Origin of the sequence: Aquibium microcysteis, from assembly GCF_014495845.1 — a bacterium.
Classification (GTDB): Bacteria; Pseudomonadota; Alphaproteobacteria; order Rhizobiales; family Rhizobiaceae; genus Aquibium; species Aquibium microcysteis.
Genome location: NZ_CP061080.1, coordinates 3831932 through 3856038 on the forward strand (window position 1 = coordinate 3831932; position 24107 = coordinate 3856038).

The following is a 24107-nucleotide window of genomic DNA, read 5'->3' on the forward strand; positions in this document are numbered from 1 at the left end:
TCGGTCACGGCTGGAAGTAGTGCGTCTCGAGAAGCAGGCAGCCCGTCTCGGATCGGAACGGACCGTGATAGGCACCCGGCGGACGGACGGCGTAGGTATAGCCCACGAACTTCTCCCCGCCCTGGCCGTGCTCGTCATTGCCGACGATCAGGTCGCCCGAGAGCAGGAAGACCTCTTCCCAGTAGGTGTGGACGAATGGAACCGTGGTATAGACGCCCGGATCGAAACGCAGGAGGCGGGTCCTGTTCCCCCTCTTCCCTGCCTCGTCCAGCCCGCCGGCGATGATCTTCTGCTGGATGCCGGCCGGATAGCCCTCCGGCACGTGCCAGCCCTCGGTCATGTCGAGCGTGTGAAACTCGTCGTGCTTTTTCTCGAAGATCATCGTCAGCCTCGGACAGGAAGGGAAATGGTATCGTAGGCGGCCAGGATCGCTTCGCCCGTGGACGGATCGCGCAGTTCCATCTCGAAGCGGGGAGCGGGCGCTATTCCGCCATGCACGGCGAGCGTGCCGCAGAACATCGCAGAACCGTTCGGCATCCGGTCGGCACCGCGGTCGAGGCGCATCAGTTCGTGCGGGGGCCGCATGTTCGCCAGCGTGCCCTCCTGGTAGAGGCGCCGCTTGCCGTCGACCACCACATGCGATCGCAGCTCGAGCGTATCCCATCTGTCAGCGACGTCCTCGTAGAGCCACAGCGTGCTCGAGACCGGCTTCGCACAAAGCTGCTTCGACAGGGTGACCCCGATCGTCTCGGCCTTGCGGTCGGTGTGATCGGAACCGACCCCGACCCAGAGAGCATCGTCCAGCATGAGGACGACCGGCTCGATCTCGCCGCTCGACTCCTCGCCCATGACCTCGATCCGGTCGGCGGTCGTGAGCAATGGTGCGGCCACGCGGTAGAAGATGGGCGTCGATGCAGGGCGCGGGACACCGAGTTCCTCCAGTTCGCGGATATGCTTCTCGAGCGCTTCCTTGTTGCGGCCGGTCCAGCCGGCTATCGTCAGGTGGCTTATCGCACGCGGGTCCAGTTGGCGCTTGCGTATCATTTCCAGTCTCCGGTTTTGTAGAGCATGCCCGTCCCGGCCAATGCGGCCTCGACGCCTGTCGCCACCGCCAGCAGACGCCGGTCGGCATCGGGTCGCGCCATGATCGAGATTCCGCAAACGGTGCCGGCGTGAGAGATCGGAAGCGAGATGGCCGGCCAGTCGAAGAAGTTGCCGATGGCGGTGTTGCGAAGCAGCAGCAGGTTCCGGTCGGCGAAACGGGCCGGATCCGCCACTTCTGCGATGGTCGGCGCGGTGATCGGCACGGTCGGCATGGCCAGCACGTCGAAGCGCTCCCAATGCCGTTCGAAGCTCGCGATCAGTCTGCGACGCTCTCGCAGGAGCTCGATGTAGGTCGCCGCGGAGACGGCTGCGCCCTTCTCGATCCGAGCCGCGATGTTCGGATCCATATCCGCGAACCTCGCAGCGCGACCCTGATGGACCGAATAGGCCTCGGCCGCGACGAGGCCGCCCGTACGTGCATTCAGCAGCCGCATCTCCTCGATCTCGGGCAGGTCCAGCGACACGATCCGCATGCCGGCGGACGACAGGGCCGCGATCGCGCTCGCGAAGCCCGCCTCCACTTCGGGCGCGATGTCCCTGAACGGAAGACCCGTGACGATACCGAGCCTCAGGCCTTCCGGTTCCAGCGCGTCGATGTCGCGGCTCGTGCCGGACAACACGTCGTAGGCGGCCGCGCATTCGGCCACGCTGCGGGCGATCGGGCCAATGGCGTCAAGGGTTTCCGACAGCGGGAACGCGCCGTCCGTCGGCACCGCGGCCCGCGAGGGCTTGAAACCGGTCAGGCCGCAGAGAGCAGCCGGGATCCGCACCGAGCCGCCCGTGTCCGTGCCGATCGCGACCTCGCAGAACCCGTCGGCAACCGCGACGGCCGCGCCCGACGACGAGCCGCCGGGCACGAGAGAGCGGTCGAGAGGATTTCCCGGCGTGCCGAGGTGCGGGTTCGTCCCGACACCCGAGAATGCGAGCTCGCTCATGTTCGTCTTGGCGACGACAATCGCCCCGCCGGCGCGGAGCCGGCGCACGACCTCCGCGTCGCGGGGGGCCGGCTTCCCTTCCGCCTGCACGACGGCGGATCCGGCGCGCGTGATGTCGCCGGCGACGTCGAACAGGTCCTTGATGGAAACGATCACGCCATCGAGCGGACCGAGAGACAGGCCGAGACGGTTGCGTTCGTCTGCGGCAACCGCCTCCGCGCGGGCGCTCCGTTCATACACGCTGACGCAGGCGCGCGCTCCCTCCGAAGCCGGATCGGCGATGCGCGCCAGACTCTCGGCGAGCCGTTCCTGCGCCGACCCGCGGCGATTGACCCTTGCATTCATGAGTTATGTTTGCTCATTAGCTACATTCGGTATGTACATCTATAATTGGACACGCCCTCTCACGTCCAGCGATAAATGCGTTTCCCGATGAAGGAACCAGCGATCGATGACCTCCGCCGACAGCCCGCCCACGCTCTGGGACTTCTCGGTCGACCTGTACGGCCGTCCGGGCGTCTCCAGGGCCTGCCTGGTCCTGCAGGACAACCTCGGGGTCGACGTGAACCTGCTTCTGTTCTGTGTCTGGTGGAGCACGACGGGCCGTGGCGACATCGGCGAGGAAGCATTCGCAACGATCGTGCAGCGGGCGACGCGATGGAACCACGACGTGGTGCGTCCGCTGCGGACGGCACGCAAGGCGGTGAAGCGCGGCCACCCCTCCCTGCCGGCGACCGAGGCGGAAGCCCTCTACAGGACGGTGCTTGACGCGGAGCTCCTCATGGAACGGGCGGAGCAGACGATCCTGGAGCGAACGGCGGAAGAGCTTCTCGGCCAAGATTCTTCGACGAGCCGGGCGGGAGACGCTTCGCCGCGGCTCATCGAGCGCTACCTGGCCAAACTCGGGGCGGTTCCCGACCGCCAGGACCAGCAGGCCCTCGCGACCATTCTGTCGTTTGCGGGTGGGAGAGCTCCTGCCCCCGCGCCGCACCGCGATGCGTGATCAGGAACCGCAGCCGGAGGCTTCCTCGGCCATGGACATGACCTGCGGCGTGACCGCAAGCCCGCGACGCGAGGTTCCGGACGCGAGGATCTGACATCGATGACCCCGGAGGCTATCGCGATCGGTCTGCTCAGCGGCATGCTTGCGGCACTTCTGTGGGTTTATCTCGAAGGACGATGAGCGTCCTCACCTGAGTTTTCCGATGGCACTCGTCAGGCGCGTCAGCGGAGCATCGGCGCCGCCTCCGGCGGCTGCCTCCCCGGCCCGGCCACGGGGAGCGCAGGGCCCGCCCGCGCTGCGACCGGAACGGCGCGCATCCGCAGGAGCCTCGCCAGTCCGACGAGAATGTCGCTGCGCACGTCGGCGACGATGCGGGGGGAGGAGACGAAGGCGGTCACGACGTACAGTATCTTCTCGTCGACGAGCGACTCGAGCCTGACGTCGGGACGGGGCTCCGCGAGAACGCGCGGATGGGCGGCCACGAGCGTCCGGACCAGCGCGATGACCTCGTCGGCGTCCTCGCTCGAAGGCGTCGAGAACTCGACGCGGACCCGGCCAAGCGGGTCGGCCATCGACATGTTGCGCACGCTCTTGGTGATCAGCTCGGAGTTCGGAATGATCAGCGTCGAATGATCCGCGATCCGGATCTCCGTCGAGCGGACGCTGATGCGCCGGACGTCCCCCTGCTCCTCGCCCACCCGGATCGTGTCGCCGACCTTGACCGGCCGTTCTGCCAGGAGGATGAGGCCGGATATGAAGTTCTGGGTGATCGCCTGAAGGCCGAAGCCGATGCCGACGGAGAGCGCGCTCGCGACGAGGCCGATCCGATCCATTCCGAGGCCGATCGTGGATGCCGCCCAGACGAGAACGGCCGCGAACCCTGCATACCGCACGATCGTGCTGATCGACGTGCGTGTGCCCTCATCGAGCCGCGTCGTCGGCAGAAACGTGTCGCGGAGCCAGCTCGATACAAGGCGCAGGGACACCAGTCCGACCACCAGCACGCCTGCGCCACGCAGTCCGGCCCCGATGTCGGGGAAGAGGGCTTTGACCGTGCGGGTGACGAGTTCGGGCAGATCCGCGAGCGATGGGACGACGGCTCGCCCCGTGGGTGCGAGGACGAGGAGGATCGCCAGGCAGAAGACGAGGATCCTGATCGCGGCGGAGATCAGCAGCCCTCCCTGGGTCAGACGCCGCTCGGGAACGTTGAAGCCGCGGCTCAGAAACCTGCCGACGCGGCCCGACCGCGATAGGGCGCTCGAAGCAAGGCCGTCCAGCGCCGAAGCGGTGAGGTAGGCGGCGGTGGCAACGGTAAACATCCATGCCGACTGGACGCAGATCATCACGACGAGCGTAACGTTGCCCCGAACGAGGAGGCCGATGCAGAGCGCGATCACGATCCAGCCGGCGAGCATCAAGGCGCTGGCCAGCGGATGTCTGCTCGTGACGTTTCCGGCATCGCGGTCGCGAAGGAGCCGCAGCCTCCCCAGAACGATCAGCAGCCGCGCAAGGAGTGCGAGTTGCAGGACGGAGAAGACGAGTGCGGCGACGGTGCTGGCGATCGGACTCATGCCCATGATGCCGACGAGATCCATCGATCCGCCGCCCAGGGCGATGACCAGCGCCGACAGGATGGGGAGCGGCCTCAGGCTCGCGGCGTCACGATCGTTGATGGGCAGCAGCCGCCACGATCCCCGCCGGACCGAGAGCAGCGCCTCGCCGAGCGCCGCGACGATCGCGCCGAACGCGATCGATGCGATCAGAGCTTCGGCGCATTCCGTCGCCGGTCTTGTCAGAGCGCCCGCTCAGAGAAGGGCCTGCACGACCGAAGCGGCCGCCGCAATGGTCGTGGACGAATCCACGACGACGGACCAGACCGCGAGCCAGGACCGCCGGGCTCGCGTCTCGGGTGCGCAGTGCGTGGCGTGGAAGCGGCCCATCTCGCGCAGGCGCTTTCGCAGCGGGAAAGCCAGCAGGAATGCGACGACGAGTCCGGCTGCGAGAATCGCGCCGCCCCGATGGGACATGGCGCCGACGAAGCGGTCGCGGGCCTGGGCCGCCTGCCCTGCCAGCCTCGCCCTATCCTCGGGAAGCGCAGCATCGAGCTCGCTCCAGAACCGCCTGGACAATGGCGGGGCGACGCGCTCGAATGCGTCGCGCCGGAACGTGCTGGCGCCGGCCTGATCGACGAGGTCCACGCTCGCCCTCGCCGAAACCGCCAGCAGACGCGCCCGCTTCAGCGTCGTCTGCAGCGTGTCGCGCTCCGCAATCAGGTCGGAGCGCCGGCTGCGCAGGTCCGCGGGCTCGCCGTCGGTCGCCGCGCCGAGGGCGTCCAGTGCCGTCCGCATCGAGGCAAGGCGGCCGGAAAGTTCCTCGACCGCGGTCTCCGCCCTGGTGGCGACGTCGAGCGCACGACGGCGCAGCGACTCGTAGTCGGGATCGGAACCCGCCTCGCCGACCTTTCCGGACCCGAGCAGGAGCGCGCGGATGGATTCGAGCTCCCGCGCCTCCATGTCCAGAACCCCCGGCGCGTCGATCGACACGCCCGCCGCCCGGGCGGGATGCGGAACGGGCGGGACCGCGGCGAAGAACAGGATCAGAAGGCAGGCGGCAAGGCGCAGCGGCGTCATCATTCGCTCCGGTTGACCGGCAACGCCTGGAGGACGTGCGTCGCCGGCACGTTGCGGACGCATGGAGGGTTCGTGGAGACTGCCCGACCCGTGGTGCGGCGCGCCGGAACGCCGCAGTGTCCGGCTTAATCGCGGGCCGACGGTGCAGGGGACCGCGGCATCCGGAACACCATCTCGAACTGGGCACCGCCCTTCGGCGCGGTTCTGTAGCGGAGGCTCCCGCCATGCGCTTCCATGATCGCGCGCACGACCGACAGACCGAGCCCGTTGCCTCCGGCTTCCCTGGCCCGTTCGGGGTCGCCGCGCACGAAGGGCTCGAAAACACGACCGGCGAGTTCGGGGGCGACGCCCGGCCCCTCGTCGGCGATGGCGAGCACGGCCGTCGCGTCGACCGCCTTCAGGCTCATGGTGATCGTGCCCCTGCTGGCGTGCCGCCGCGCGTTCGAGACGAGGGCGAGGATCGCCTGGCGCACGCGCGTCGCATCCGCCTCGACGACGATGTCGTCGAGATCGAGCCTCAGGTCGAAGCCTCCGGCGGCCAGATCGGGCGCCATCAGCTCCGCGACTTCCTCGAGTTCTCTGGCCAGACGGGCCGGCACGATCCGCAGATCGAGGTGCCCGCTGTCGGCGAGGGTCACCGTGCGCAGGTCCTCGACCAGCCGCCCCAGGCCGTCGACCTGCAGGATGAGCCGGCGAAGCGTACGCTCGTCCGGCTCGAAGACCCCGTCGATGATACCCTGGAGGCGTCCCTTGAGGATGGTCAGCGGCGTTCGCAGTTCGTGTGCGATCGTGGCGTTCCAGAGTGCCATGTCGGCTGCCATATCCTGAAGCCGCTGTGCCATGGTGTTGAAGTCCCCTACGAGCGAAGCGGTCTCGCCCAGCGCGTTCTCGCCTGCCGCCGCACGGGCGGAGAGATCGCCGGCGGCGATCCGGCGTGCGCTGCAGGCAAGCGATTCCAGCGGATCGAGAATGCGGCGCGCCAGGCGCAGCGCCACGAATGCGGCGATCGGCAGCGTGACGAGGATCAGCGACGCGAAGATGACGAGGTCGAGAGACGTCAACCACTCGTCCGTTTCGGGCAGCGGATAGACGGCGACGATCGCCGTGTAGACGAGGAAGGTCCCGAAGAAGACGAGAATGCCTGCGAGGACCGTGATCGCCGACATGGCGAGGAGGATCTGGCGGCTCAGCCCGGCGCGCGTCTCCATCGTCACGCCGAGAGTCTGTAGCCTATCCCGCGAACCCCGGGCAGAAGACCGTGCGCGCCGGCCTGTTCGAGTTTCTTGCGCAGCTTGCTCACATGACTGTCCACGGTCCGGTCGAGTGCGTCGGAGCCGGGCAGGCAGGCATCGACGAGCTCGCTGCGCATGTACACCCTGCCGGGATTGCGCGCCATATGCGCCAGGATGCGGAACTCCGTCAGGGTCAGCGCCAGCGGCCGTGCGTCACTGCCGGTCCCGAAACTCGCCTGGTAGCCGTCGAGGTCGATGGAGAGGTCGCCGACGCGCAGGACCCCTCCGGCGCTGGCGAGCCCCGAGCGCCGGAGCACCGCCTTGGCGCGCGCCACCACCTCGATGGGATTGAACGGCTTGACGACATAGTCGTCGGCTCCGATCCGCAGCCCCTGAAGGCGGTCGATATCCTTGTCGAGCGCGGTGATCATGATGGCGGGGGTTGTGCCGCGCCGGCGCAGCTCGGCCAGGACCTCCCAGCCGTCAAGCCGCGGCATGGTAACGTCGAGCAGGACCAGGTCCGGCTTCAAGGCAAGGTGCAGATCAAGCGCAGTGCGGCCGTCGCGGGCGAGTACGGTCCTGAAACCCTCGCGCTGGAGATAGGCATCGAGAATCGATGCGATTTCGTCGTCGTCTTCGGCAATGAGAACAAGTGCGGCCATGGTGATCTCCTGAAGAAGGAATGCCATCGGCGGCGGCGACCGTCGAGAGCTTCGATTCCGCCTCCATCAGATCTCCACACACCCTCCACGCTTCGGCAACGCCGGGAATCGATAGGGACACCGTCGCCCCGGCGACTGCTCGCCTATGAGGGATGTCTCCATGATGCCTGCCCGCCGCCGTTTCGCCTGCGCCGTCCTCGGCTTTGCCGTGCTGGCCGTCGGCGCCTGCACGGACAACGTGAAGGGGGCCGCTGACGAGGCCGCCGGCTTGCCCGGAAATGCCGAGGAGGCTGCGCCGCGCGTCGCCACCATGACCGTCCAGCCCCACAACGTCGTCGTCTACGACGAACTGCCCGGGCGCGTCTCGGCGCTGCGGACCGCGGAGATCCGCCCTCAGGTCAGCGGCATCGTCCGCAAGGTGCTCTTCAGGGAAGGCTCGGAAGTCTCGGCCGGACAGCCGCTGTTCGAGATCGACCCCGCACCCTTCGCCGTCGATGTCGAGGCGGCTTCGGCCGTGCTGGCGCGCGCCGAGGCGGACGAACTCAATGCCTCCCTCAAGTTCGACCGGATCAGGACCCTGGCGGAGAACCGCACGGCGACTGCCGCAGCGCTGGGCGACGCGCGGGCGGCGCTGGCGCAGTCGCGGGCGAGCGTGGCCGAGGCGAAGGCCAATCTTGCCCGCCGCAAGCTGGAACTGGCGCATGCGACGGTCACCAGCCCGATCGCCGGCCGCGTCGGTCAGGCACTGATCACCGAAGGGGGGCTTGCCACGGCGGGCGCCACCGGCGCCATGGCCGTCGTCCAGCAGCTCGATCGCCTCTTCCTGGACGTCCGCCAGCCTTCGATGGGGCGCGAACGGCTCGAGGAGGCGCTGGCGAACGGGCAGGGGGACGAGGCGCGCGGGGTGCCCGTCGACATCCTGACGGTCACCGGCAAGCCGTATGAGTTCCAGGGCCGGATCCGGTTCTCCGACAGCACCGTTGATCCCGGCACGGGCAGTATCTCGATCCGGGTCGAGGTGCCCAATCCGCATGACCAGCTGCTGCCCGGAATGTATCTGCGCGCGCGCGTGCCCCGCTCCGTTCATCCCGACGCCTTGACGGTGCCGCAGGAAGCCGTCGTACGCGACGGTTCCGGCCGGCCGCAGCTGACCGTCGTGGCGGCGGACGGGACCGCCTCGCGCCGCGCGGTCGAGCTCGGCCCCCTGACCGACCGTCGCTACGTCATCCTGTCCGGCATCGCGGCAGGCGACGAGGTGGTCGTCGAGGGTCAGGATCGCGCGACAGAGGGAACGAAACTTCAGACGGTGGCCTACAAGCCCGCCGCCCAGACGGACGCAAAGTAGAGCACGCCGCCATGCCCCAATTCTTCATCGACCGCCCGATCTTCGCCTGGGTCATCGCCATCTTCATCACGATGGCGGGCCTCGCCGCGATCCCGCAGCTGCCGGTCTCGCGCTTTCCCGTGATCGCGCCGCCCAGCGTGAGCATCAGCGCGAGCTATGTCGGCGCGAATTCCCAGACGGTGACCGACAGCGTGATCGGCCCGATCGAACGCGAACTGACGGCGGTGAAGAACGTCCTCTACTCCGAGTCCACCGCGGATGCCACCGGCAACGCCACCATCACCGTCACCTTCAAGCCGGGGACCGATCCGGAACTCGCGCAGATCGACGTGCAGAACCGCCTGAAGGCGGTCGAGACCCGCCTGCCCGAACCGGTCAGGCGAGGCGGCCTTTCGGTCGAAGCAGCGTCATCGGGATTTCTCATGATCGTTTCGCTGCGGTCCACGGACGGTGCCGTCGACACCATCGCTCTCAACGACTATCTCGCCCGCGGGCTCTCGCCGGAACTGAAGCGTGTTCCGGGAGTCGGCCGCGTCCAGTCGTTCGGCTCGGAGGCCGCGATGCGCGTCTGGATCGATCCCGCGCTGCTCGTTTCCTACTCGCTCTCGATGACGGAGATCGTCCAGGCGATCCAGACGCAGAACATCCAGGTGGCGCCGGGAAGGCTCGGGGAGGAGCCGGCCGTCCCCGGTCAGAGGATCAGCGTGCCGCTCAGCGTCAGCGGTCAGCTGGAGACGCCGGAGCAGTTCGCGGCGGTGGTGCTGCGCTCGAATCCCGACGGCTCCAAGCTGACGCTCGGCGACGTTGCTCGGATCGAGGTCGGCCCCCAGTCCTCGGGCTTCTCCATCTTCGACGGCGGCAAGCAGGCGACGGCGGCGGCGATCCAGCTGTCGCCCGGCGCCAACGCTGTGAGCACGTCCGCGAACGTCCGCGCCCGGCTGGCCGAGCTGGCACCCTCGATGCCGTCCGGCGTCACCTACGCGGTCTCCTACGACACCGCGCCGTTCGTGAAGCTCTCCATCGCCAAGGTCGTCCAGACGCTCGCCGAAGCGATGGTGCTGGTGTTCCTCATCATGCTGCTCTTCCTCCAGAAGGTGCGCTACACCCTGATTCCTGCGATCGTCGCGCCCATCGCCCTGCTCGGCACCTTCGCCGTGATGTGGGCCATCGGCTATTCGATCAACGCGCTGACCATGTTCGGCATGGTGCTGGCCATCGGAATCATCGTGGACGACGCGATCGTGGTGGTTGAGAACGTCGAGCGACTGATGGTCACCGAGGGGCTTTCGCCCCGCGATGCCACGCGCCGCGCCATGGGGGAGATCACCGGCGCCGTCATCGGCATCACCCTGGTGCTGACGGCCGTGTTCCTTCCGATGGGACTGTCGACCGGCTCGGTGGGCGCGATCTATCGCCAGTTCACGGTCTCGCTGGCGGTCTCGATCCTCTTTTCGGCCTTCCTCGCCCTGAGCCTCACGCCGGCGCTCTGCGCAACGCTCCTCAAGCCTGTCGCGCCTCATCACGAACGAAAGGGGATCTTCGCCCGGTTCAACCGCGGGTTCGAGCGGCTGACGGTGCGCTACACCGCTTGGGTCGGCTCGCTGGTGAAGCGGGGAGCGAGGGTCATGCTCGTCTATGCCGGGATCGTGGTCGCGCTGGCCTTCGGCTACAGCGCCCTGCCGACCGCCTTCGTGCCCGACGAAGATCAGGGAACCTTCATGACGTCCTTCACCCTTCCGGCCGATGCGACGGCCCACCGCACCAAGGCGATCGTGGAGCGCTTCGACCGCCACGCCGCAACGCGTCCCGACGTCGCCAACAACCTGTCCGTCATGGGCTTCAGCTTCTCCGGGTCCGGGGCGAACGCGGCCATGTCGTTCACGACGCTGCGCGACTGGAGCGAACGCGAAGGCAGCGCCGACGCGGAAGTGGAGGCTGCAGCGGCTGCGATGGCGGAAGCGACGGAGGGAGAGATCCTCGTCATGAAGCCGCCCGCCATCGAAGAGCTCGGCACCACGTCCGGTTTTGCCATGCGCCTCGTGGATCGAGGCGGCAAGGGGACTGACGCCTTGCGGGCGGCCGCCGACGAACTGATCGGGCTTGCCGCCCGCAGCACGCTCCTGCGGGACGTCCGCGTCGATGGCCTGCCCAGCGGCCCGAGCGTGCGGCTCGACATCGATCGCGCGAAGGCCGGCGCGCTCGGCGTCAACTTCTCGACGATCAGCGACACGCTCGCGACGGCGATGGGCTCGACCTACGTTAACGACTTTCCGCGCGCCGGCCGCCTCCAGCAGGTCATCCTTCAGGCCGAGGCCAAGGACCGCATGCAGGTGGAGGACGTGCTGCGGCTTCATGTCCGCAACGACAAGGGGGGCATGGTTCCCCTGGCCGAGGTCGTCACGCCGAAATGGTCGGTCAGCCCGCTCCAACTCAACCGCTACAACGGGTATCCTTCTCTCAGCATCTCCGGCAATGCCGCCGCAGGCGTTTCGAGCGGCGTCGCGATGAGCGAGATGGAGCGCCTGGCCTCGAAACTGCCGACCGGCTTCGGCGTGGAGTGGACGGGACAGTCGTTCCAGGAGCGCCAGGCGGGCACGCAGGCGCCGATCCTGGTGGCGCTTTCCTTCCTCGTCGTGTTCCTCGTGCTGGCTGCGCTCTACGAGAGCTGGTCCATCCCGCTGGCCGTCATGCTCGTGGTGCCGCTCGGCATCGTGGGCGCGGTCGTCGCGGTCAACCTGCGCGGGCTGGAGAACGACGTGTTCTTCAAGGTCGGCCTCATCACGCTGATCGGTCTGTCGGCCAAGAACGCGGTGCTGATCGTCGAGTTCGCGCGCAAGCTGCGCGCTGACGGCTGGAGCCTGCGCGATGCGGCCATCGAGGCGTCCCGCCTGCGGCTGCGGCCGATCGTGATGACCTCGCTCGCCTTCACGCTCGGCATCGTCCCGCTGGTCATCGCCAAGGGTCCCAGCTCGGAAACGCAGAACGCGCTCGGCACGGGCCTCTTCGGCGGCATGATTTCGGCAACGGTTCTGGCCGTGCTCTTCGTGCCCGTCTTCTTCACGCTGGTCACGCGGCTGGCCGAATGGGCGACGGCACGCCGGGCGACCGAGGCGGTGACGTCATGAGGACGCCGATCCGTCGCGAAGCCGTGCTGCCCATGCCGGGCACCTGCCCTTCCACCATTCATGCAGGAGACGACCGATGAAGACCGCACTTGCCACGGGCCACGTGACCCTCGACATCGCGACCGAGGCTGACCTGCCGCGTTTCCGCGAGGAACTTCAGGCCGCCTTTGCGGTCGCCGTCGTCGAGACCTTCGGGTCGGTCGACGAGGGGCCGATCCCGTCGGACGAAGACGTGGCCGCGTCCTTCGAGGCTCCCGGCGCGGTCGTGCACCGCATTCTCGAAGACGGGAGGTGGGTCGGCGGCGCTGTCGTTTCGATCGATGGCGAGACGCAGCGGAACTCGCTCGACTTCTTCTACGTCCGCGCGGGCGAGATCGGCCGTGGCATCGGCCGCAAGGCCTGGGCCGCCATCGAGGCGGAGTATCCGCAGACGCAGGTCTGGATCACCCACACGCCCTACTTCGAGAAGCGCAACATCCACTTCTACGTCAACGTCTGCGGCTTCCATATCGTCGAGTATCACCACGCCGGTCATCCCGACCCCAACCGTCCGGAGGAGCCCGACCTGCCGGACGATGACGGCATGTTCCGGTTCGAGAAGCGTCTCTGACGCAACGCGCGGCGCAGCGTCAGACGCAGGCTCCCGCCGGAAACCGCTTCGCGCGTTGGCCGCGGGGACCTGCCACGGCCTTCCGGACATGAGCCATCGATGGCCGTGGCAGCCCCGCAGGCGCGTCAACGTCTGCGGCTGAAGATCCCGGAGCGCCGTCTCCACGGAGGCAGCGGGCGGGGCTCCGAGCCCGGTGTCGGATGCGCAGGCCGTCGAAGCGTCCGGCCGGGCGATAGAGCCAGGTCGCGATCCCCGGGAAGATGAGCAGGACGGTGAGGGGTCCAAGCGACAGAGCAGGCCATGCCCGCTGGGAGGGAGTGCAAGCGAACTCGCCTGTGGAGAACGAACACTTATGCAGAAGAAGGGGGAAGCTGGTACGCCCAAGGGGAATCGAACCCCTGTTTGCGCCGTGAGAGGGCGCCGTCCTGACCGCTAGACGATGGGCGCGTCCAAGATGAGGGCGATATAGACGGCTCCGGCGGGAATTGCAACCGCCCGCGGACGATCCGCGGCTCTTTTCCGCACTCGCGAAATCGTGACTCCGGCCGGGCGGTCCGGCGTGTCGTAATGCGCTCTGCCCCACGACGACGAAGGAGACCGCCATGCCCCTCCCCCGCGCCGCCGCCCTGCTTGCCGCAGTCTTGCTTTCGCTGCCGCTCGCCGCGGCGCCCGGAGCGGCCCGGGCGCAGGCGCAGACCGACCCCGTGCCGTCGAAGTGCCTCGCCATCGCGCAGGCGCTGCCGTCCGTGACCTATGCGAGCTACGTGCCGGCGCAGGCGACGCGCACGTCCGGCGAGGTGACGATCACCTATGCCGGACACTCGACCTACGTCATCGAATCGCCCGGCGGCGTCCGGGTCGCCACAGACTATTCCGGCATCTACGGCCGCGACCCGCTGCCGCGCGTCGTGACCATGAACAAGGCGCACACGACCCACTTCACCACGAGCCCGGATCCAGCGATCGAGCACGTCCTGCCGGGCTGGAACCCGGACGGCGGCGAACCGGCGCGCCACGCGGTGGTGGTTGACGACGTCTACATCCGCAACGTGACGACCGACATCCGCCGTTTCGGCACGATGGAGGAGAACGCCAATTCGATCTTCATCTTCGAGGTGGCGGACCTGTGCATCGGCCATCTCGGCCACCTGCATCACGCCCTGACGGACGCCCACTACGGCGCGATCGGCCGGCTGGACATCGTGATGGTGCCCGTCGACGGCGGGATGACGCAGTCGCTCGCCAACATGAGCGAGATCACGACGCGTCTCTCCTCCTCGATCGTGCTGCCGATGCACCGGCACTCGACGCCGATGGGAGAGTTTCTGGCGATGATGGGCAACAGCTACGCCGTCGACTACCGTGCGGAGCGCAGCTTCACGATCTCGCTGCGCGACCTGCCCCGCCGCCCGACGATCCTGATCCTGCAGGGCGTGTGACCGCCGCACGCGCCGGGAGCGCGCGTGCGGATCGGCGGGCGGGTCAGTGCCCGGCGTCGCCGATGCCGCGCGCCTTGTCTGCCGCCTTCTTGCGCCGCGCCAGCATGTTGAGCGTCTCGACCAGCGCCGAGAAGCCCATCGCCGCGTAGATGTAGCCCTTCGGCACATGGAAGCCCATGCCGTCGGCGATCAGCGTCATGCCGATCATCAGGAGGAAGCCCAGCGCCAGCATCACGATGGTGGGGTTCTTGGCAATGAAGCGCGACAACGGCTCGGCCGCGATGAGCATCACCGTCACCGCGCAGATCACGGCGATGTACATGATCGCGATCTCGTCCGTCATGCCGACGGCCGTGATGATGGAATCGATCGAGAAGACGAGGTCGAGCAGCAGGATCTGGACGATCGCGGCGCCGATCGACATCGACACGGCGCGGCCGACGATGTCTTCCTTGGGGTCCTCGGGATCGACCGTGTGGTGGATTTCCTTGGTGGCCTTCCAGACCAGGAACAGGCCGCCGGCGATCAGGATCAGGTCGCGCCAGGAAAAGCCGTGGTCGAACAGCGTGAAGACGGGGGTCGTCAGCGTCACGATGAAGGAGACGGTGGCGAGCAGGATCAGGCGCAGGACCAGCGCGGCGCCGATTCCGATGCGGCGCGCGTTCTTCTGCTGGTGGGCGGGAAGCCGGTTGGTGAGGATGGAGATGAAGATCAGGTTGTCGATGCCAAGCACGATCTCGAGCACGACGAGCGTGGCCAGCGCCACCCAGGCGGACGGGTCGGCGAACCAGTCGAGATGCGAGGCGAGAACGTCGGAGAACGGCATGGGACGGGGATCCTTCGAGCGCGGTGAAGGCACGGTTGCGCCGCTAAACGGCTGGGGTCAACCGCCGTTCCAGAAGACGGGCACGGTTTCTTGCAGCCGCGGCCCGAGCCTGAGCGGAGCGACCTTCTCGGCCAGCCCGGTGCGGTCGGATATTTCGACGCCGAGCCCGCAGATGGTCGCCGGTCCGCTCGCCGCCTCGAAACGGCCGCGCGGCACCTTCGACAGAAAGCGGTTGAGCGGCTCCTCCTTGTCCATGCCGAGCGAGGAATCATAGTCGCCGCACATGCCGGCGTCCGAGATGTAGGCCGTGCCGCCGTTGAGGATCTGGTGATCGGCCGTCGGCTGGTGCGTATGCGTGCCGACGACGAGGCTCGCGCGGCCGTCGACGAAATGGGCGAAGCACATCTTCTCGCTGGTCGCCTCGGCGTGGAAGTCGATCACCACCGCATCCGCCTGCTCGCCGAGCGGACAGGCGGCGAGTTCGCGCTCCCCCGCCTGGAAGGGATCGTCGAGCTCGGGATGCATGAAGACGCGGCCCATGATGTTGGACACCATCACGCGCGCGCCGTTGCGGGCGACGTAGAGGCCGGAGCCACGGCCGGGCGTGCCGCGCGGGAAGTTGACCGGGCGCAGGAAACGCTCCTCGTGCGGCGCGAACTGCAGGGCTTCGCGCTGATCCCAGACGTGGTTGCCGGTGGTGACGACGTCGGCGCCGGCGTCGAGCGTCGAGCGAAAGATGTCTTCCGTGATGCCGAAGCCGCCCGCCGCGTTCTCACCGTTGACGATGACGAAGTCGAGCCGGAAATCCGAGATGAGCCCGGGAAGGCGCTGCCAGACGGCCGTGCGGCCGGAGCGGCCAACCATGTCACCGAGGAAGAGAAGTCTCATGAATTGAGCTTTATCCCTCGATCTCGAACCGCCGCAAGCCACTTTCCGTCAGGATCGCCGGAAGCGGCACGTCGTGCGCCTCGGCCGGCACCCGTTCGACCTCCTGGCAGTCGAAGGCGATCCCGAAAAGACGCGGATGGAGTCCCCGCGCGTGAAGCCGCGCGATGGCGCGGTCGTAGTGGCCGGCGCCGTAGCCGATGCGGTGGCCGCGCGCGTCGAAGGCCGCGAGCGGCACCAGCATGATCGTCGGATCGAGCACCGCGGCGTCTTCGGCCGGACCGACGGTCCCGAAGCCGGTGTCGACCAGTGGCGCGCCTCGCACCAGTTCGCGGAAGACGATGGTTGTCTTGTCGAGGATCGCGGGAACGCAGACCCGCGCACCCTTCTCCGCGAGGGCTGCCAGAAGCGGTCGCGTGTCCATCTCGCTGCGGATCGGCATGAAGCCGGAGACCACGTCGCCGGGCTCGACGCCGATGGCCGAAAGACCGGCCTCGGCGATCACCAGCGCAGCCTCGATGCGCCGGTGCGGATCGAGCGCATCACGACGGGCGAGCGATTCGAGCCGAAGGGCCTTCTTCAATTCACGATTGGAGGAGTGGTGTTCTTCGGTCATCGCCAAGCTTTGGACGATGACGGCCCCGGGTTCAACCCGGCAGGCGACGGATAGATGACGATCCACGACAACCGGTGGAAAGGTTGATCCCGGGTGCCTACAACGTAGGTGGGCGCCGTATGGAAGGACCCACGGGTCCTCCCAGGGACAGCTCCCTTGGGATCAGTAAGGCCCCGGGGAATGTTATTCCTGCCGCGAAGCGCAGACCGCCGATACCAATATAGGACGTCACCCGGGCCTGCGCCATCCCATTCGAACGCCCCGCGCATGCCAGAGCACGACGAACGGCACGGCGACGAGTTCCATGGCCAGTCCGGCGAGGTGCCCGGCCGACGGCGCGCCGGCCAGACCGAGCGACGCGAGCCGCGCGAGTCCGCCGGCGAAGGTCATCGCCGCCAGCAGGCGCAGCCGCTCACCCTTCGTTTCGATCGACGGAATGCAGCTCCACCATGCGAGGCCGACGACCAGAAAGACGCCGGACAGGAAGCGCATATGGCTGTCGAGATCGACCGGCCAGGGTGACGTTGCGCCGAGGAAGCGAGGCCCCGCGACGATGCCCGCCGCGCCGGCGAAGACGGGCAGGCAGCCTGCGACGGCGATGAAGACCTGCAGCGCGCGCCGCGCGGTCGCGTCTTTGCCTGTCGCGATGGCGTCGGGGGCGTTCCCGGCTCTCTGTGTCATGCAGGGTGAACGGCGACGGGAGCGGCGAAGTTTCGCACCGCCGTCTTGACCGGGTGCACCCTTGCGCCTGTCGGTCTCGTTCCCTACGGTTTGCGACAAGTCTGAACAATCATCCGGGACAATCACGCATGCGTTTCGAAGGCACGGCAGCCTATGTGGCCGACAAGGATCTGATGGTGGCGGTGAATGCCTCCATCGCGCTGGAACGGCCGCTTCTGGTCAAGGGCGAGCCGGGCACCGGCAAGACCGAACTCGCCCGCCAAGTGGCCGGCGCGCTCGGCCTCGACCTGATCGAGTGGCACGTGAAATCCACCACGAAGGCGCAGCAGGGCCTCTACGAGTACGACGCCGTGTCGCGGCTGCGCGACAGCCAGCTCGGCGACGAGCGCTTCAACGACATCCGCAACTACATCAAGCGCGGCAAGTTGTGGGAGGCCTTCGCGGCCGGCCGCAAGGTGGTGCTTTTGATCGACGAGATCGACAAGGCGGACATCGAGTTCCCCAACGACCTCTTGCAGGAACTCGATCGCATGGAGTTCTTCGTCTACGAGACCGGCGAGACGGTGAAGGCGGTGCAGCGGCCGATCGTCATCATCACCTCCAACAACGAGAAGGAACTGCCGGATGCCTTCCTTCGCCGCTGCTTCTTCCACTACATCCGCTTCCCGGAGGCCGAGACGCTGCAGAAGATCGTCGAGGTGCACTATCCCGGCATCAAGCAGAATCTCGTCCGCGCCGCGCTGACCCAGTTCTACGAGGTGCGCGAGGTGCCGGGGCTGAAGAAAAAGCCCTCGACCTCGGAGGCGCTCGACTGGATCCGCCTGCTGGTGGCCGACGACGTCGACCCGGCCGACCTGCGTGGCGAGGCCAAGAATGCCCTGCCGAAGCTGCACGGGGCGCTTCTGAAGAACGAGCAGGACGTCCATCTGTTCGAGCGGCTGGCTTTCATGGCGCGCCGGCAGGGGTGAGCGTGAACGGGCGGCGCTAGCGCCGCCCGCGTAGGTTGCACTACCGAGTGTGACACTCGTTGCAGCACCAATAGCAACCATCAGCCATATAGTCATAGAGCTTGGCAGTCGAGACAGCCGAATGGCACGAGTAGTGCTCTCCAAGCGGTCTACGGTTGTGAAGTGCAGGGAGACGGTGGCAGGATTCACGATGGACCTCGTGATCGCCATTCGCCTGCGCGTTTGCATTCATATAGTATTGAGCCATTTCGGCCTCCATATCGGATTCGATATTGAACGGGAGCCGAAACCATGCGAATCTTGAATTGCTAGGTCAGTGTTCGCTTGGTTTCGAATTTCGAGCCAGCGCTTCGCTGAGGATCTGAACCACGTGGGCCTCCGGGCTTCACGTGGTTCGTCTTTCCATTTCAACCTCATTCGTTACATTTCAGTCAGCGACGAAACAGGTCCAACTGAGTTCGTTCACTTTCGCCTACAAGACTATCCCCCCTAGGAGTTAAGAGGTATGAGCCTTTTCCAAAGCGCTCCCCGCGCCGATAAATAGCCAAACCGTCCTTCTCAAGAGTTCGATGACTTACAAGATTCCTAACAACTTGGCTAAATCGATCGTCCTTTCTTCCTTTTAAGATTTCACGATCTTCGTTTGATAGATCAATCCGCTTTCGTAGATACTTAGTAATCTCGGTTATTGCGAGCCCTGAGTTCGGGTCTCCAAACTCCTTGATAAGCTGGAGAACCGGTAGAACGAGATCCCTCTCTCTGATACGCGATTCGTTAACCATCTATCTTGTGCATCTGCGTGACGAATCCCTAGATATTGCCTCGAATCCGATTCGTCAAGGATTCGTAAACCATGTCTGTTAACTCGCCTTAAATCCCATCCGATCTGAGGACAGGTTGCAGGCGCACTGGATTTTGCCAGTGAATTCGCTATGCCCTCCCCCCGGACTTATGAGGAGGACACACTATGAAGACCAAGCTCAATCTCTACTACGACCGCGCCGCCTGTTCGCTGGGCGTGCGCATCGCGCTGGAAGCGGCAGGGGCCGACTACGGGGACACCCGCGTCGCCATCCGCAAGGGCGAGGCGCAGGCGCCGGACTATCTGAAGGTCAATCCGGCCGGCCGCGTCCCGGCGCTGGCGATCCCGGGCGAGGCGGATGCGCTCGGCGAACTCGTGGCCATCTTCGCCTGGCTCGCGGAGCGTTTCCCCGAGGCCGGCCTCCTGCCGCCTGCCGGTATGGCGCGCGCGCGGGCGATCTCCTTCCTGTCCATACTCGCCACCCACGTCCATGCCGCTGGCTTCGGCCCCTTCTTCCGGCCGCAGCGCTTCGCGTCTGGCGAGGAGGCGCAGAAGGACGTGCAGGCGCAGAGCCTCGCCACCGTGGCCGACGGATACCGGCAGATCGAGGCGCGGCTTCCGGCGGACGGTTTCGCTCTCGGCGCCGCGCCGAGCGCGGTCGACTACATGATCTACGTCTACGGCCGCTGGGGCGCGGCGACGCCGATCAAGGTGGCGGAGGCGTTTCCGGGCATGGCCGCGCTGATGGCACGCGTCGAAGCCCTGCCGCAGACGAAGGCGGCGCTGGAAAAGGAAGCCCTGCCGACGGTGGCGGGCTGAAGCAACGCCCGCGCCGGAGACATCAGGACAGCAGCAATGACTGCCGGGCCGTGGCCCTGGCAAAAACCGGTCCTGTCGCTAGCTTCGGCGTTTCGAGGCAGGAGAGCGTATCATGGAAGGCATGGAACTGCGGGTCCCGACCCGGGACGACGAGGCCGACTGGCGGCGCCTGTGGACCGCCTATCTCGACTTCTACGAGACGAAGGTGCCGGAGGAGGTCTATCGTCTCACCTGGGAGCGGATCCACGCCGGCGGCGAATTCGAGCCGAAATGCATGCTGGCCGTGGTGAAGACGAAGCCGGTGGGGCTCGTGCACTACATCTATCACCGAACCTGCTGGTCGCCCGCCAACAACTGCTATCTCCAGGACCTCTTCGTCGAGCCGGATCTGCGCGGAACCGGCCTCGGCCGCGTGATGATCGAGGCGGTGAAACGCGAGGCGAACGCGATCGGCGTGACAAACGTCTACTGGATGACCCACGAGACCAACGCCACCGCCCGCAGGCTCTACGACCGCGTGGCGCGGCGGACGGGCTTCATCGAGTATGATGTGGGGTGAGGGGGATTCTGCTCTCAGACTAGAACTGATATGGTGACGCTATGGATAAGCGAACCCATGAACCAGCGATGACCGCACTCATTGGCGTAGGTCTCTATACGCCAGCAGAGGCGGCAAGATTGTTGCGCATCCCTGCCGGCAAGATCACGCGCTGGCTACGGGGACATGAAGTGAAAGGGAAGTGGTACGATCGGCTCTGGCGGCCGCAAGTGGACCTCGCGGATGGCAAGGTTTATCTCGGTTTCCGTGATCTGATGGAGATGAGAACCGTGAACGCCTTCATGCAGGCTGGACTAAGCGCGTTCATGGTACGTCGAGCAATCGATGAGGCGAAAAACCTTATCGATGACGAGCGCCCGCTATCTACGAAAAAATTCTTTACGGACGGCAGATCGATCTTCCTTGAGATCGTGGACGAAAGTGGCGACCCAAAATTACTTGATCTGTTCGAGCGACAGTACGCCTTCAAACGTATCATGGAGGCGAGCCTGAAAGATGTGGAGTTCGACGGCGCAGCACCTTCACGATGGTGGCCAATGACAAAAGCTCAGAAGATTCTCGTTGATCCGGAAAGAGCGTTTGGTCAACCCATAGAGGCGGAATCTGGCGTGCCTACCGCTGTTCTTGCGGCAGCGGCAAAGGCCGAGCAAAGTTCCGAGATTGCCGCCAGCCTTTGGCAGGTTTCGGTTCCATCTATAAAGCGCGCGATAAAATTTGAGACCGAACTGCTCGCAGCCGCATGAAGGTGCTGTTTGACAACTGCACTCCGCCGGTCATGGCATCGACACTTGACGGATTCATTCGCAGTTCAGGACATTCCGCAATACATGTTCGACAACTTCCGCTCTCCCATCCGAAGGACATCGAATGGATCGAACACATTTCAACAACAGGAGAGGAGTGGCTTGTATTCACAGGAGATCAGAAGATCAGAAAGAACAGGGCAGAATCAGAAGCATTCCGACGTGCTCGTTTGCGCGGAATTGTTCTCGCTCCCGCCTATCAGAAGACACCAATGAACCGGTGCTGCGCAGTCATCGTGGACCAATGGCCTCGGCTGCTTGAAACTATCGAGCGGTTCGATCCACCTTTCATGTTCGAGCTGAGCATCAACTTCACCGGCCGATTCAAGCAGTTGTCCATCTAACCCATGTTCATTCCCTTCTTCCTCGAACTCAAAGCCGCCCGCGTCCCCGTCTCGCTGCGCGAATACCTGCTGCTGCTCGAAGGCATGGACGCCCATCTCGTCGATTACGACGTCGAGGGCTTCTACTATCTGGCCCGCGCGGCGCTGGTGAAGGACGAGCGCCACATCGACCGCTTCGACCAGGTGTTCGGCCATGTCTTCAAGGGCGTGGAAGCGATCGGCGGGGAGAGCGCGATCGACCCGGCGAACCTTCCGGAGGAATGGCTGCGGCGGCTCGCCGAAAAGCACCTGACCGACGAGGAGAAGAAGCTGGTCGAGGCGCTGGGCGGCTTCGAGAAGCTGATGGAGACGCTGAAGCAGCGGCTGGAGGAGCAGAAGGGTCGCCACCAGGGCGGCTCGAAGTGGATCGGCACGGCCGGCACCTCGCCCTTCGGCGCCTATGGCTACAATCCGGAAGGCGTGCGGATCGGCCAGCACGAGAGCCGCCACCGCCGCGCGGTGAAGGTGTGGGACAAGCGCGAGTTCAGGAATTTCGACGACAGCGTCGAACTCGGCACGCGCAACATCAAGGTGGCGCTGAAGCGCCTGCGACGCTGGATCCGCCAGGGCGCGGACGAGGAACTCGACATTCCCGGCACCATCCACGCCACGGCGGAGCACGGCTATCTCGACGTGAAGACCAGGCCCGAACGGCGCAACGCCGTGAAGCTCCTGATGTTCTTCGACGTCGGCGGCTCGATGGACGACCACATCAGGGTGGTGGAGGAGCTGTTCTCGGCCGCGCGCGGCGAGTTCAAGCACATGGAATATTTCTACTTCCACAACTGCCTCTACGAGGGCGTCTGGAAGGACAACCGCCGCCGCCACTCCGAGGTGATCCCGACCTACGACGTGCTGCACAAATACGGTCCCGACTACAAGGTCATCTTCGTCGGCGACGCCTCGATGAGCCCCTACGAGATCGCCTATGCCGGCGGCTCGGTGGAGCACTGGAACGCGGAGCCCGGCATCGCATGGCTGAAGCGGGTGATCGACCAGTGGCCGAACGCGGTGTGGATCAACCCCGTGCAGCAGAAGCACTGGAGCTACACGCACTCGATCGGCATGATCCGCGAGATCTTCGCCGAGCGCATGTACCCTCTGACGCTGGCGGGCCTGGAAGGCGCGACGAAGGAACTGTCGCGGAAGCACTGACCCGCGTCCTTTCGGGCCGGGTGGCGACCGAAGCGAAGGTATCCGGAGCCGGACTCCCGTCCGCGACCGCCGCGGCAGGCGGCGCGACATCGCATACGTCAGGGAATGGATGCCGGACAGGCTTCACCGCGCTCCGCGCGGTTCACCTTCCAATATGACACGGGCATGGTTGCCGGGCGCGCGCCTTCGACAAGCAGAGATCGCCGCACTACATTGGTGCAAACACCGCAGGGAGACCCCCATGGACGTCCACACCTATCCCGTCACCCGCACCGACGCCGAATGGCGCGCGCGGTTGACGCCCGAGCAGTATTACATCATGCGCGAGCACGGCACCGAGCGGCCGGGCAGTTGCGCGCTGCTCTACGAGAAGCGCGCGGGCACTTTCCGCTGCGTGGGTTGCGATTCGCCGCTCTTCGAATCCAAGCTCAAGTTCGAGAGCGGCACCGGCTGGCCGAGCTTCAACGATCCCGTTCCGGGATCGGTCGCGACCACCATCGACCGCAGCCACGGCATGGTGCGCACGGAATGCCACTGCGCGACCTGCGGCAGCCATCTCGGACACGTCTTCCCGGACGGCCCGCCGCCGACCTATCAGCGCTATTGCATCAACGGCGTGGCGCTGGCCTTCGAGCCGGCATAACCGCAAGGGCGTCACAGCAGGATCGACAGCGCCAGCCAGCCGAGCACCGCACATCGGGTCGCCAGCGAAGCGAGCGGCCCGAGATTCTCCGCCTGCCGCCACACGCAGGCGAACAGGAACAGATTGTACGGCACCGGCAGCATGTAGACCGCGAACGCCACGGCGCCGGGCGTGTCGGCCGCCAGCAGGAGCAGCGACGCGGCGGCAAATCCGATGTTGATGGCCGTCGCGACAAGGATGGTATCGCGCCAGAACAGCGTGCCGAAGTCGATTTCGCCGTACCAGCGGCGGGCGAAGAACCCACGTTCCGGACGTGGGACGGGTCGGATGCTGGGAGGCCTGGCCATGCGGGTTATCCGAAAAATGCCCTTGCGCTTTACGGCAAAGGCAGTCCGGATGAAATCGCCGCGCCGGCCGGATGTCCAGCGGCTGGAATGGACGCTGCAGGAAAGGCCGTTTGCTAGGCGCCGCCGTCGGCGTGGAGCACGTAGAGCTTGCGCGTCGTCTCGTGGAGCGTCCACTCGCCGCGCCAGCCGCGCGGCAGGACGAGCATGTCGCCCGCCGCCAGGTCGCGGCTCTGCCCGTCGGAACCGTGCAGGGTGATCCTGCCCGAGATCAGGTGGCAGGTTTCCGACGCGGCCTGTCGGTCGGCCGAGAAGCGGCCGGGCGTGCATTCCCAGACGCCGATCTTCATGAGCCCGTCCGCAGAGCGGAACAGTTCGCGCGCCGCCTCCCATTGCTCGCAGTCGATCGAGGTGGGCTTGCGGGAGGGCGCACCGAGGTCGAGCGCGCCCAGGCTTTCGTTGAAGAGAAACTCGATCATCGGACGTCCTTCAGTTTGGAAACCTGCTCGGCGATCTGGTCCTGCCCCAGCTGAACCAC

At 66.1% G+C, this 24107-nt stretch carries 25 protein-coding genes, 1 tRNA gene and 1 other RNA gene; 12 read left to right on the forward strand and 15 right to left on the reverse strand.

Annotated features, from left to right (window positions below):
• Positions 1-4 precede the first annotated feature (4 nt).
• From IAI54_RS17830 to IAI54_RS17840, 3 genes are read right to left on the reverse strand one after another with little or no spacing between them, the layout of a single operon-like run.
• Complete coding sequence (locus IAI54_RS17830; protein ID WP_187968469.1) at positions 5-382, reverse strand: cupin domain-containing protein; 378 nt, start codon at positions 380-382, stop codon at positions 5-7.
• A 2-nt stretch (positions 383-384) separates the two neighbouring features.
• Positions 385-1044: a DUF2848 domain-containing protein gene (locus IAI54_RS17835; RefSeq protein ID WP_187968470.1), complete on the reverse strand. Its 660-nt coding sequence runs from the start codon at positions 1042-1044 to the stop codon at positions 385-387.
• Positions 1041-2384, reverse strand: a complete 1344-nt coding sequence (locus IAI54_RS17840; protein WP_187968471.1) for an amidase — start codon at positions 2382-2384, stop codon at positions 1041-1043. The genes IAI54_RS17835 and IAI54_RS17840 overlap by 4 nt, the downstream gene beginning before the upstream one ends.
• 106 nt (positions 2385-2490) lie before the next feature.
• Between IAI54_RS17840 and IAI54_RS17845 the strand changes: the two genes are divergently transcribed.
• The gene (locus IAI54_RS17845) at positions 2491-3042 is read left to right on the forward strand and encodes a TIGR02444 family protein (protein ID WP_187968472.1); all 552 of its coding nucleotides are present in this window, start codon (positions 2491-2493) and stop codon (positions 3040-3042) included.
• Between the two features lie 221 nt (positions 3043-3263).
• Here the strand turns inward: IAI54_RS17845 and IAI54_RS17850 are convergent, their stop codons facing one another.
• The 4 genes from IAI54_RS17850 to IAI54_RS17865 all read right to left on the reverse strand — a co-directional run bounded on the left by IAI54_RS17850 (position 3264) and on the right by IAI54_RS17865 (position 7566).
• A complete protein-coding gene (locus IAI54_RS17850; RefSeq protein ID WP_187968473.1) occupies positions 3264-4637 on the reverse strand; it encodes a mechanosensitive ion channel family protein in 1374 nt (457 codons plus the stop codon).
• A 210-nt stretch (positions 4638-4847) separates the two neighbouring features.
• Positions 4848-5672 (reverse strand): DUF3772 domain-containing protein, encoded by an 825-nt coding sequence (locus tag IAI54_RS17855; protein ID WP_210321144.1) that lies wholly within the window; start codon positions 5670-5672, stop codon positions 4848-4850.
• A gap of 125 nt (positions 5673-5797) precedes the next feature.
• A complete protein-coding gene (locus IAI54_RS17860; protein WP_187973221.1) occupies positions 5798-6880 on the reverse strand; it encodes an ATP-binding protein in 1083 nt (360 codons plus the stop codon).
• Between the two features lie 2 nt (positions 6881-6882).
• A complete protein-coding gene (locus IAI54_RS17865; RefSeq protein WP_187968475.1) occupies positions 6883-7566 on the reverse strand; it encodes a response regulator in 684 nt (227 codons plus the stop codon).
• Positions 7567-7726: 160 nt separating this feature from the next.
• Between IAI54_RS17865 and IAI54_RS17870 the strand changes: the two genes are divergently transcribed.
• The 3 genes from IAI54_RS17870 to IAI54_RS17880 all read left to right on the forward strand — a co-directional run bounded on the left by IAI54_RS17870 (position 7727) and on the right by IAI54_RS17880 (position 12646).
• Positions 7727-8911 carry an efflux RND transporter periplasmic adaptor subunit gene (locus IAI54_RS17870; protein ID WP_187968476.1) on the forward strand — a complete coding sequence of 395 codons (1185 nt, stop codon included), beginning with the start codon at positions 7727-7729 and terminating at the stop codon, positions 8909-8911.
• Positions 8912-8922: 11 nt separating this feature from the next.
• Positions 8923-12036, forward strand: a complete 3114-nt coding sequence (locus tag IAI54_RS17875; RefSeq protein WP_187968477.1) for a multidrug efflux RND transporter permease subunit — start codon at positions 8923-8925, stop codon at positions 12034-12036.
• A gap of 76 nt (positions 12037-12112) precedes the next feature.
• Positions 12113-12646 carry a GNAT family N-acetyltransferase gene (locus IAI54_RS17880; RefSeq protein WP_187968478.1) on the forward strand — a complete coding sequence of 178 codons (534 nt, stop codon included), beginning with the start codon at positions 12113-12115 and terminating at the stop codon, positions 12644-12646.
• Between the two features lie 372 nt (positions 12647-13018).
• Here the strand turns inward: IAI54_RS17880 and IAI54_RS17885 are convergent.
• Positions 13019-13093, reverse strand: a tRNA-Glu gene (locus IAI54_RS17885).
• A gap of 155 nt (positions 13094-13248) precedes the next feature.
• Here IAI54_RS17885 and IAI54_RS17890 point away from each other — a divergent pair.
• Positions 13249-14085: an MBL fold metallo-hydrolase gene (locus IAI54_RS17890; protein WP_187968479.1), complete on the forward strand. Its 837-nt coding sequence runs from the start codon at positions 13249-13251 to the stop codon at positions 14083-14085.
• Between the two features lie 43 nt (positions 14086-14128).
• Here IAI54_RS17890 and IAI54_RS17895 read toward each other — a convergent pair whose 3' ends face one another.
• The 5 genes from IAI54_RS17895 to IAI54_RS17915 form a co-directional block, all read right to left on the reverse strand.
• Positions 14129-14911: a TerC family protein gene (locus IAI54_RS17895; RefSeq protein ID WP_187968480.1), complete on the reverse strand. Its 783-nt coding sequence runs from the start codon at positions 14909-14911 to the stop codon at positions 14129-14131.
• A gap of 57 nt (positions 14912-14968) precedes the next feature.
• The gene (locus tag IAI54_RS17900; protein ID WP_187968481.1) at positions 14969-15799 is read right to left on the reverse strand and encodes a TIGR00282 family metallophosphoesterase; all 831 of its coding nucleotides are present in this window, start codon (positions 15797-15799) and stop codon (positions 14969-14971) included.
• A 10-nt stretch (positions 15800-15809) separates the two neighbouring features.
• Complete coding sequence (locus tag IAI54_RS17905; protein ID WP_187968482.1) at positions 15810-16412, reverse strand: 5-formyltetrahydrofolate cyclo-ligase; 603 nt, start codon at positions 16410-16412, stop codon at positions 15810-15812.
• A 55-nt stretch (positions 16413-16467) separates the two neighbouring features.
• Positions 16468-16623: non-coding RNA, 6S RNA (gene ssrS / locus IAI54_RS17910), on the reverse strand.
• 17 nt (positions 16624-16640) lie between these two features.
• Entirely contained in the window at positions 16641-17093 is a 453-nt protein-coding gene (locus tag IAI54_RS17915; protein ID WP_187968483.1) for a DUF4345 domain-containing protein, read from the reverse strand.
• A gap of 128 nt (positions 17094-17221) precedes the next feature.
• Between IAI54_RS17915 and IAI54_RS17920 the strand changes: the two genes are divergently transcribed.
• The 7 genes from IAI54_RS17920 (at position 17222) to msrB (ending at position 23225) form a co-directional block, all read left to right on the forward strand.
• Entirely contained in the window at positions 17222-18061 is an 840-nt protein-coding gene (locus tag IAI54_RS17920) for an AAA family ATPase (protein WP_187968484.1), read from the forward strand.
• 967 nt (positions 18062-19028) lie between these two features.
• The gene (locus IAI54_RS17925) at positions 19029-19682 is read left to right on the forward strand and encodes a glutathione S-transferase family protein (protein WP_187968485.1); all 654 of its coding nucleotides are present in this window, start codon (positions 19029-19031) and stop codon (positions 19680-19682) included.
• Positions 19683-19794: 112 nt separating this feature from the next.
• Complete coding sequence (locus IAI54_RS17930) at positions 19795-20241, forward strand: GNAT family N-acetyltransferase (protein WP_187968486.1); 447 nt, start codon at positions 19795-19797, stop codon at positions 20239-20241.
• Positions 20242-20309: 68 nt separating this feature from the next.
• On the forward strand, positions 20310-20984 hold the full coding sequence (locus tag IAI54_RS17935; protein ID WP_187968487.1) for a helix-turn-helix domain-containing protein: 675 nt from the start codon (positions 20310-20312) through the stop codon (positions 20982-20984).
• Positions 20981-21388, forward strand: a complete 408-nt coding sequence (locus IAI54_RS17940; RefSeq protein WP_187968488.1) for a PIN-like domain-containing protein — start codon at positions 20981-20983, stop codon at positions 21386-21388. The genes IAI54_RS17935 and IAI54_RS17940 overlap by 4 nt, the downstream gene beginning before the upstream one ends.
• 3 nt (positions 21389-21391) lie before the next feature.
• The gene (locus IAI54_RS17945) at positions 21392-22582 is read left to right on the forward strand and encodes a vWA domain-containing protein (protein WP_187968489.1); all 1191 of its coding nucleotides are present in this window, start codon (positions 21392-21394) and stop codon (positions 22580-22582) included.
• Positions 22583-22823: 241 nt separating this feature from the next.
• A complete protein-coding gene (gene msrB, locus IAI54_RS17950; RefSeq protein WP_187968490.1) occupies positions 22824-23225 on the forward strand; it encodes a peptide-methionine (R)-S-oxide reductase MsrB in 402 nt (133 codons plus the stop codon).
• Positions 23226-23236: 11 nt separating this feature from the next.
• Here msrB and IAI54_RS17955 read toward each other — a convergent pair whose 3' ends face one another.
• Both IAI54_RS17955 and IAI54_RS17960 read right to left on the reverse strand, forming a co-directional pair.
• Positions 23237-23572, reverse strand: a complete 336-nt coding sequence (locus tag IAI54_RS17955; protein WP_187968491.1) for a hypothetical protein — start codon at positions 23570-23572, stop codon at positions 23237-23239.
• A gap of 113 nt (positions 23573-23685) precedes the next feature.
• Positions 23686-24048 (reverse strand): cupin domain-containing protein, encoded by a 363-nt coding sequence (locus tag IAI54_RS17960; protein ID WP_187968492.1) that lies wholly within the window; start codon positions 24046-24048, stop codon positions 23686-23688.
• Between the last annotated feature and the right edge of the window lie 59 nt (positions 24049-24107).

What these genes read in the sequence shown, in the direction of transcription:
- IAI54_RS17830 (WP_187968469.1), bottom strand. Translation starts at nt 382, where the DNA reads ATGATCTTCGAGAAAAAGCACGACGAGTTTCACACGCTCGACATGACC.
- IAI54_RS17835 (WP_187968470.1), bottom strand. Translation starts at nt 1,044, where the DNA reads ATGATACGCAAGCGCCAACTGGACCCGCGTGCGATAAGCCACCTGACG.
- IAI54_RS17840 (WP_187968471.1), bottom strand. Translation starts at nt 2,384, where the DNA reads ATGAATGCAAGGGTCAATCGCCGCGGGTCGGCGCAGGAACGGCTCGCC.
- IAI54_RS17845 (WP_187968472.1), top strand. Translation starts at nt 2,491, where the DNA reads ATGACCTCCGCCGACAGCCCGCCCACGCTCTGGGACTTCTCGGTCGAC.
- IAI54_RS17850 (WP_187968473.1), bottom strand. Translation starts at nt 4,637, where the DNA reads ATGGATCTCGTCGGCATCATGGGCATGAGTCCGATCGCCAGCACCGTC.
- IAI54_RS17855 (WP_210321144.1), bottom strand. Translation starts at nt 5,672, where the DNA reads ATGACGCCGCTGCGCCTTGCCGCCTGCCTTCTGATCCTGTTCTTCGCC.
- IAI54_RS17860 (WP_187973221.1), bottom strand. Translation starts at nt 6,880, where the DNA reads ATGGAGACGCGCGCCGGGCTGAGCCGCCAGATCCTCCTCGCCATGTCG.
- IAI54_RS17865 (WP_187968475.1), bottom strand. Translation starts at nt 7,566, where the DNA reads ATGGCCGCACTTGTTCTCATTGCCGAAGACGACGACGAAATCGCATCG.
- IAI54_RS17870 (WP_187968476.1), top strand. Translation starts at nt 7,727, where the DNA reads ATGATGCCTGCCCGCCGCCGTTTCGCCTGCGCCGTCCTCGGCTTTGCC.
- IAI54_RS17875 (WP_187968477.1), top strand. Translation starts at nt 8,923, where the DNA reads ATGCCCCAATTCTTCATCGACCGCCCGATCTTCGCCTGGGTCATCGCC.
- IAI54_RS17880 (WP_187968478.1), top strand. Translation starts at nt 12,113, where the DNA reads ATGAAGACCGCACTTGCCACGGGCCACGTGACCCTCGACATCGCGACC.
- IAI54_RS17890 (WP_187968479.1), top strand. Translation starts at nt 13,249, where the DNA reads ATGCCCCTCCCCCGCGCCGCCGCCCTGCTTGCCGCAGTCTTGCTTTCG.
- IAI54_RS17895 (WP_187968480.1), bottom strand. Translation starts at nt 14,911, where the DNA reads ATGCCGTTCTCCGACGTTCTCGCCTCGCATCTCGACTGGTTCGCCGAC.
- IAI54_RS17900 (WP_187968481.1), bottom strand. Translation starts at nt 15,799, where the DNA reads ATGAGACTTCTCTTCCTCGGTGACATGGTTGGCCGCTCCGGCCGCACG.
- IAI54_RS17905 (WP_187968482.1), bottom strand. Translation starts at nt 16,412, where the DNA reads ATGACCGAAGAACACCACTCCTCCAATCGTGAATTGAAGAAGGCCCTT.
- IAI54_RS17915 (WP_187968483.1), bottom strand. Translation starts at nt 17,093, where the DNA reads ATGACACAGAGAGCCGGGAACGCCCCCGACGCCATCGCGACAGGCAAA.
- IAI54_RS17920 (WP_187968484.1), top strand. Translation starts at nt 17,222, where the DNA reads ATGCGTTTCGAAGGCACGGCAGCCTATGTGGCCGACAAGGATCTGATG.
- IAI54_RS17925 (WP_187968485.1), top strand. Translation starts at nt 19,029, where the DNA reads ATGAAGACCAAGCTCAATCTCTACTACGACCGCGCCGCCTGTTCGCTG.
- IAI54_RS17930 (WP_187968486.1), top strand. Translation starts at nt 19,795, where the DNA reads ATGGAAGGCATGGAACTGCGGGTCCCGACCCGGGACGACGAGGCCGAC.
- IAI54_RS17935 (WP_187968487.1), top strand. Translation starts at nt 20,310, where the DNA reads ATGACCGCACTCATTGGCGTAGGTCTCTATACGCCAGCAGAGGCGGCA.
- IAI54_RS17940 (WP_187968488.1), top strand. Translation starts at nt 20,981, where the DNA reads ATGAAGGTGCTGTTTGACAACTGCACTCCGCCGGTCATGGCATCGACA.
- IAI54_RS17945 (WP_187968489.1), top strand. Translation starts at nt 21,392, where the DNA reads ATGTTCATTCCCTTCTTCCTCGAACTCAAAGCCGCCCGCGTCCCCGTC.
- msrB (WP_187968490.1), top strand. Translation starts at nt 22,824, where the DNA reads ATGGACGTCCACACCTATCCCGTCACCCGCACCGACGCCGAATGGCGC.
- IAI54_RS17955 (WP_187968491.1), bottom strand. Translation starts at nt 23,572, where the DNA reads ATGGCCAGGCCTCCCAGCATCCGACCCGTCCCACGTCCGGAACGTGGG.
- IAI54_RS17960 (WP_187968492.1), bottom strand. Translation starts at nt 24,048, where the DNA reads ATGATCGAGTTTCTCTTCAACGAAAGCCTGGGCGCGCTCGACCTCGGT.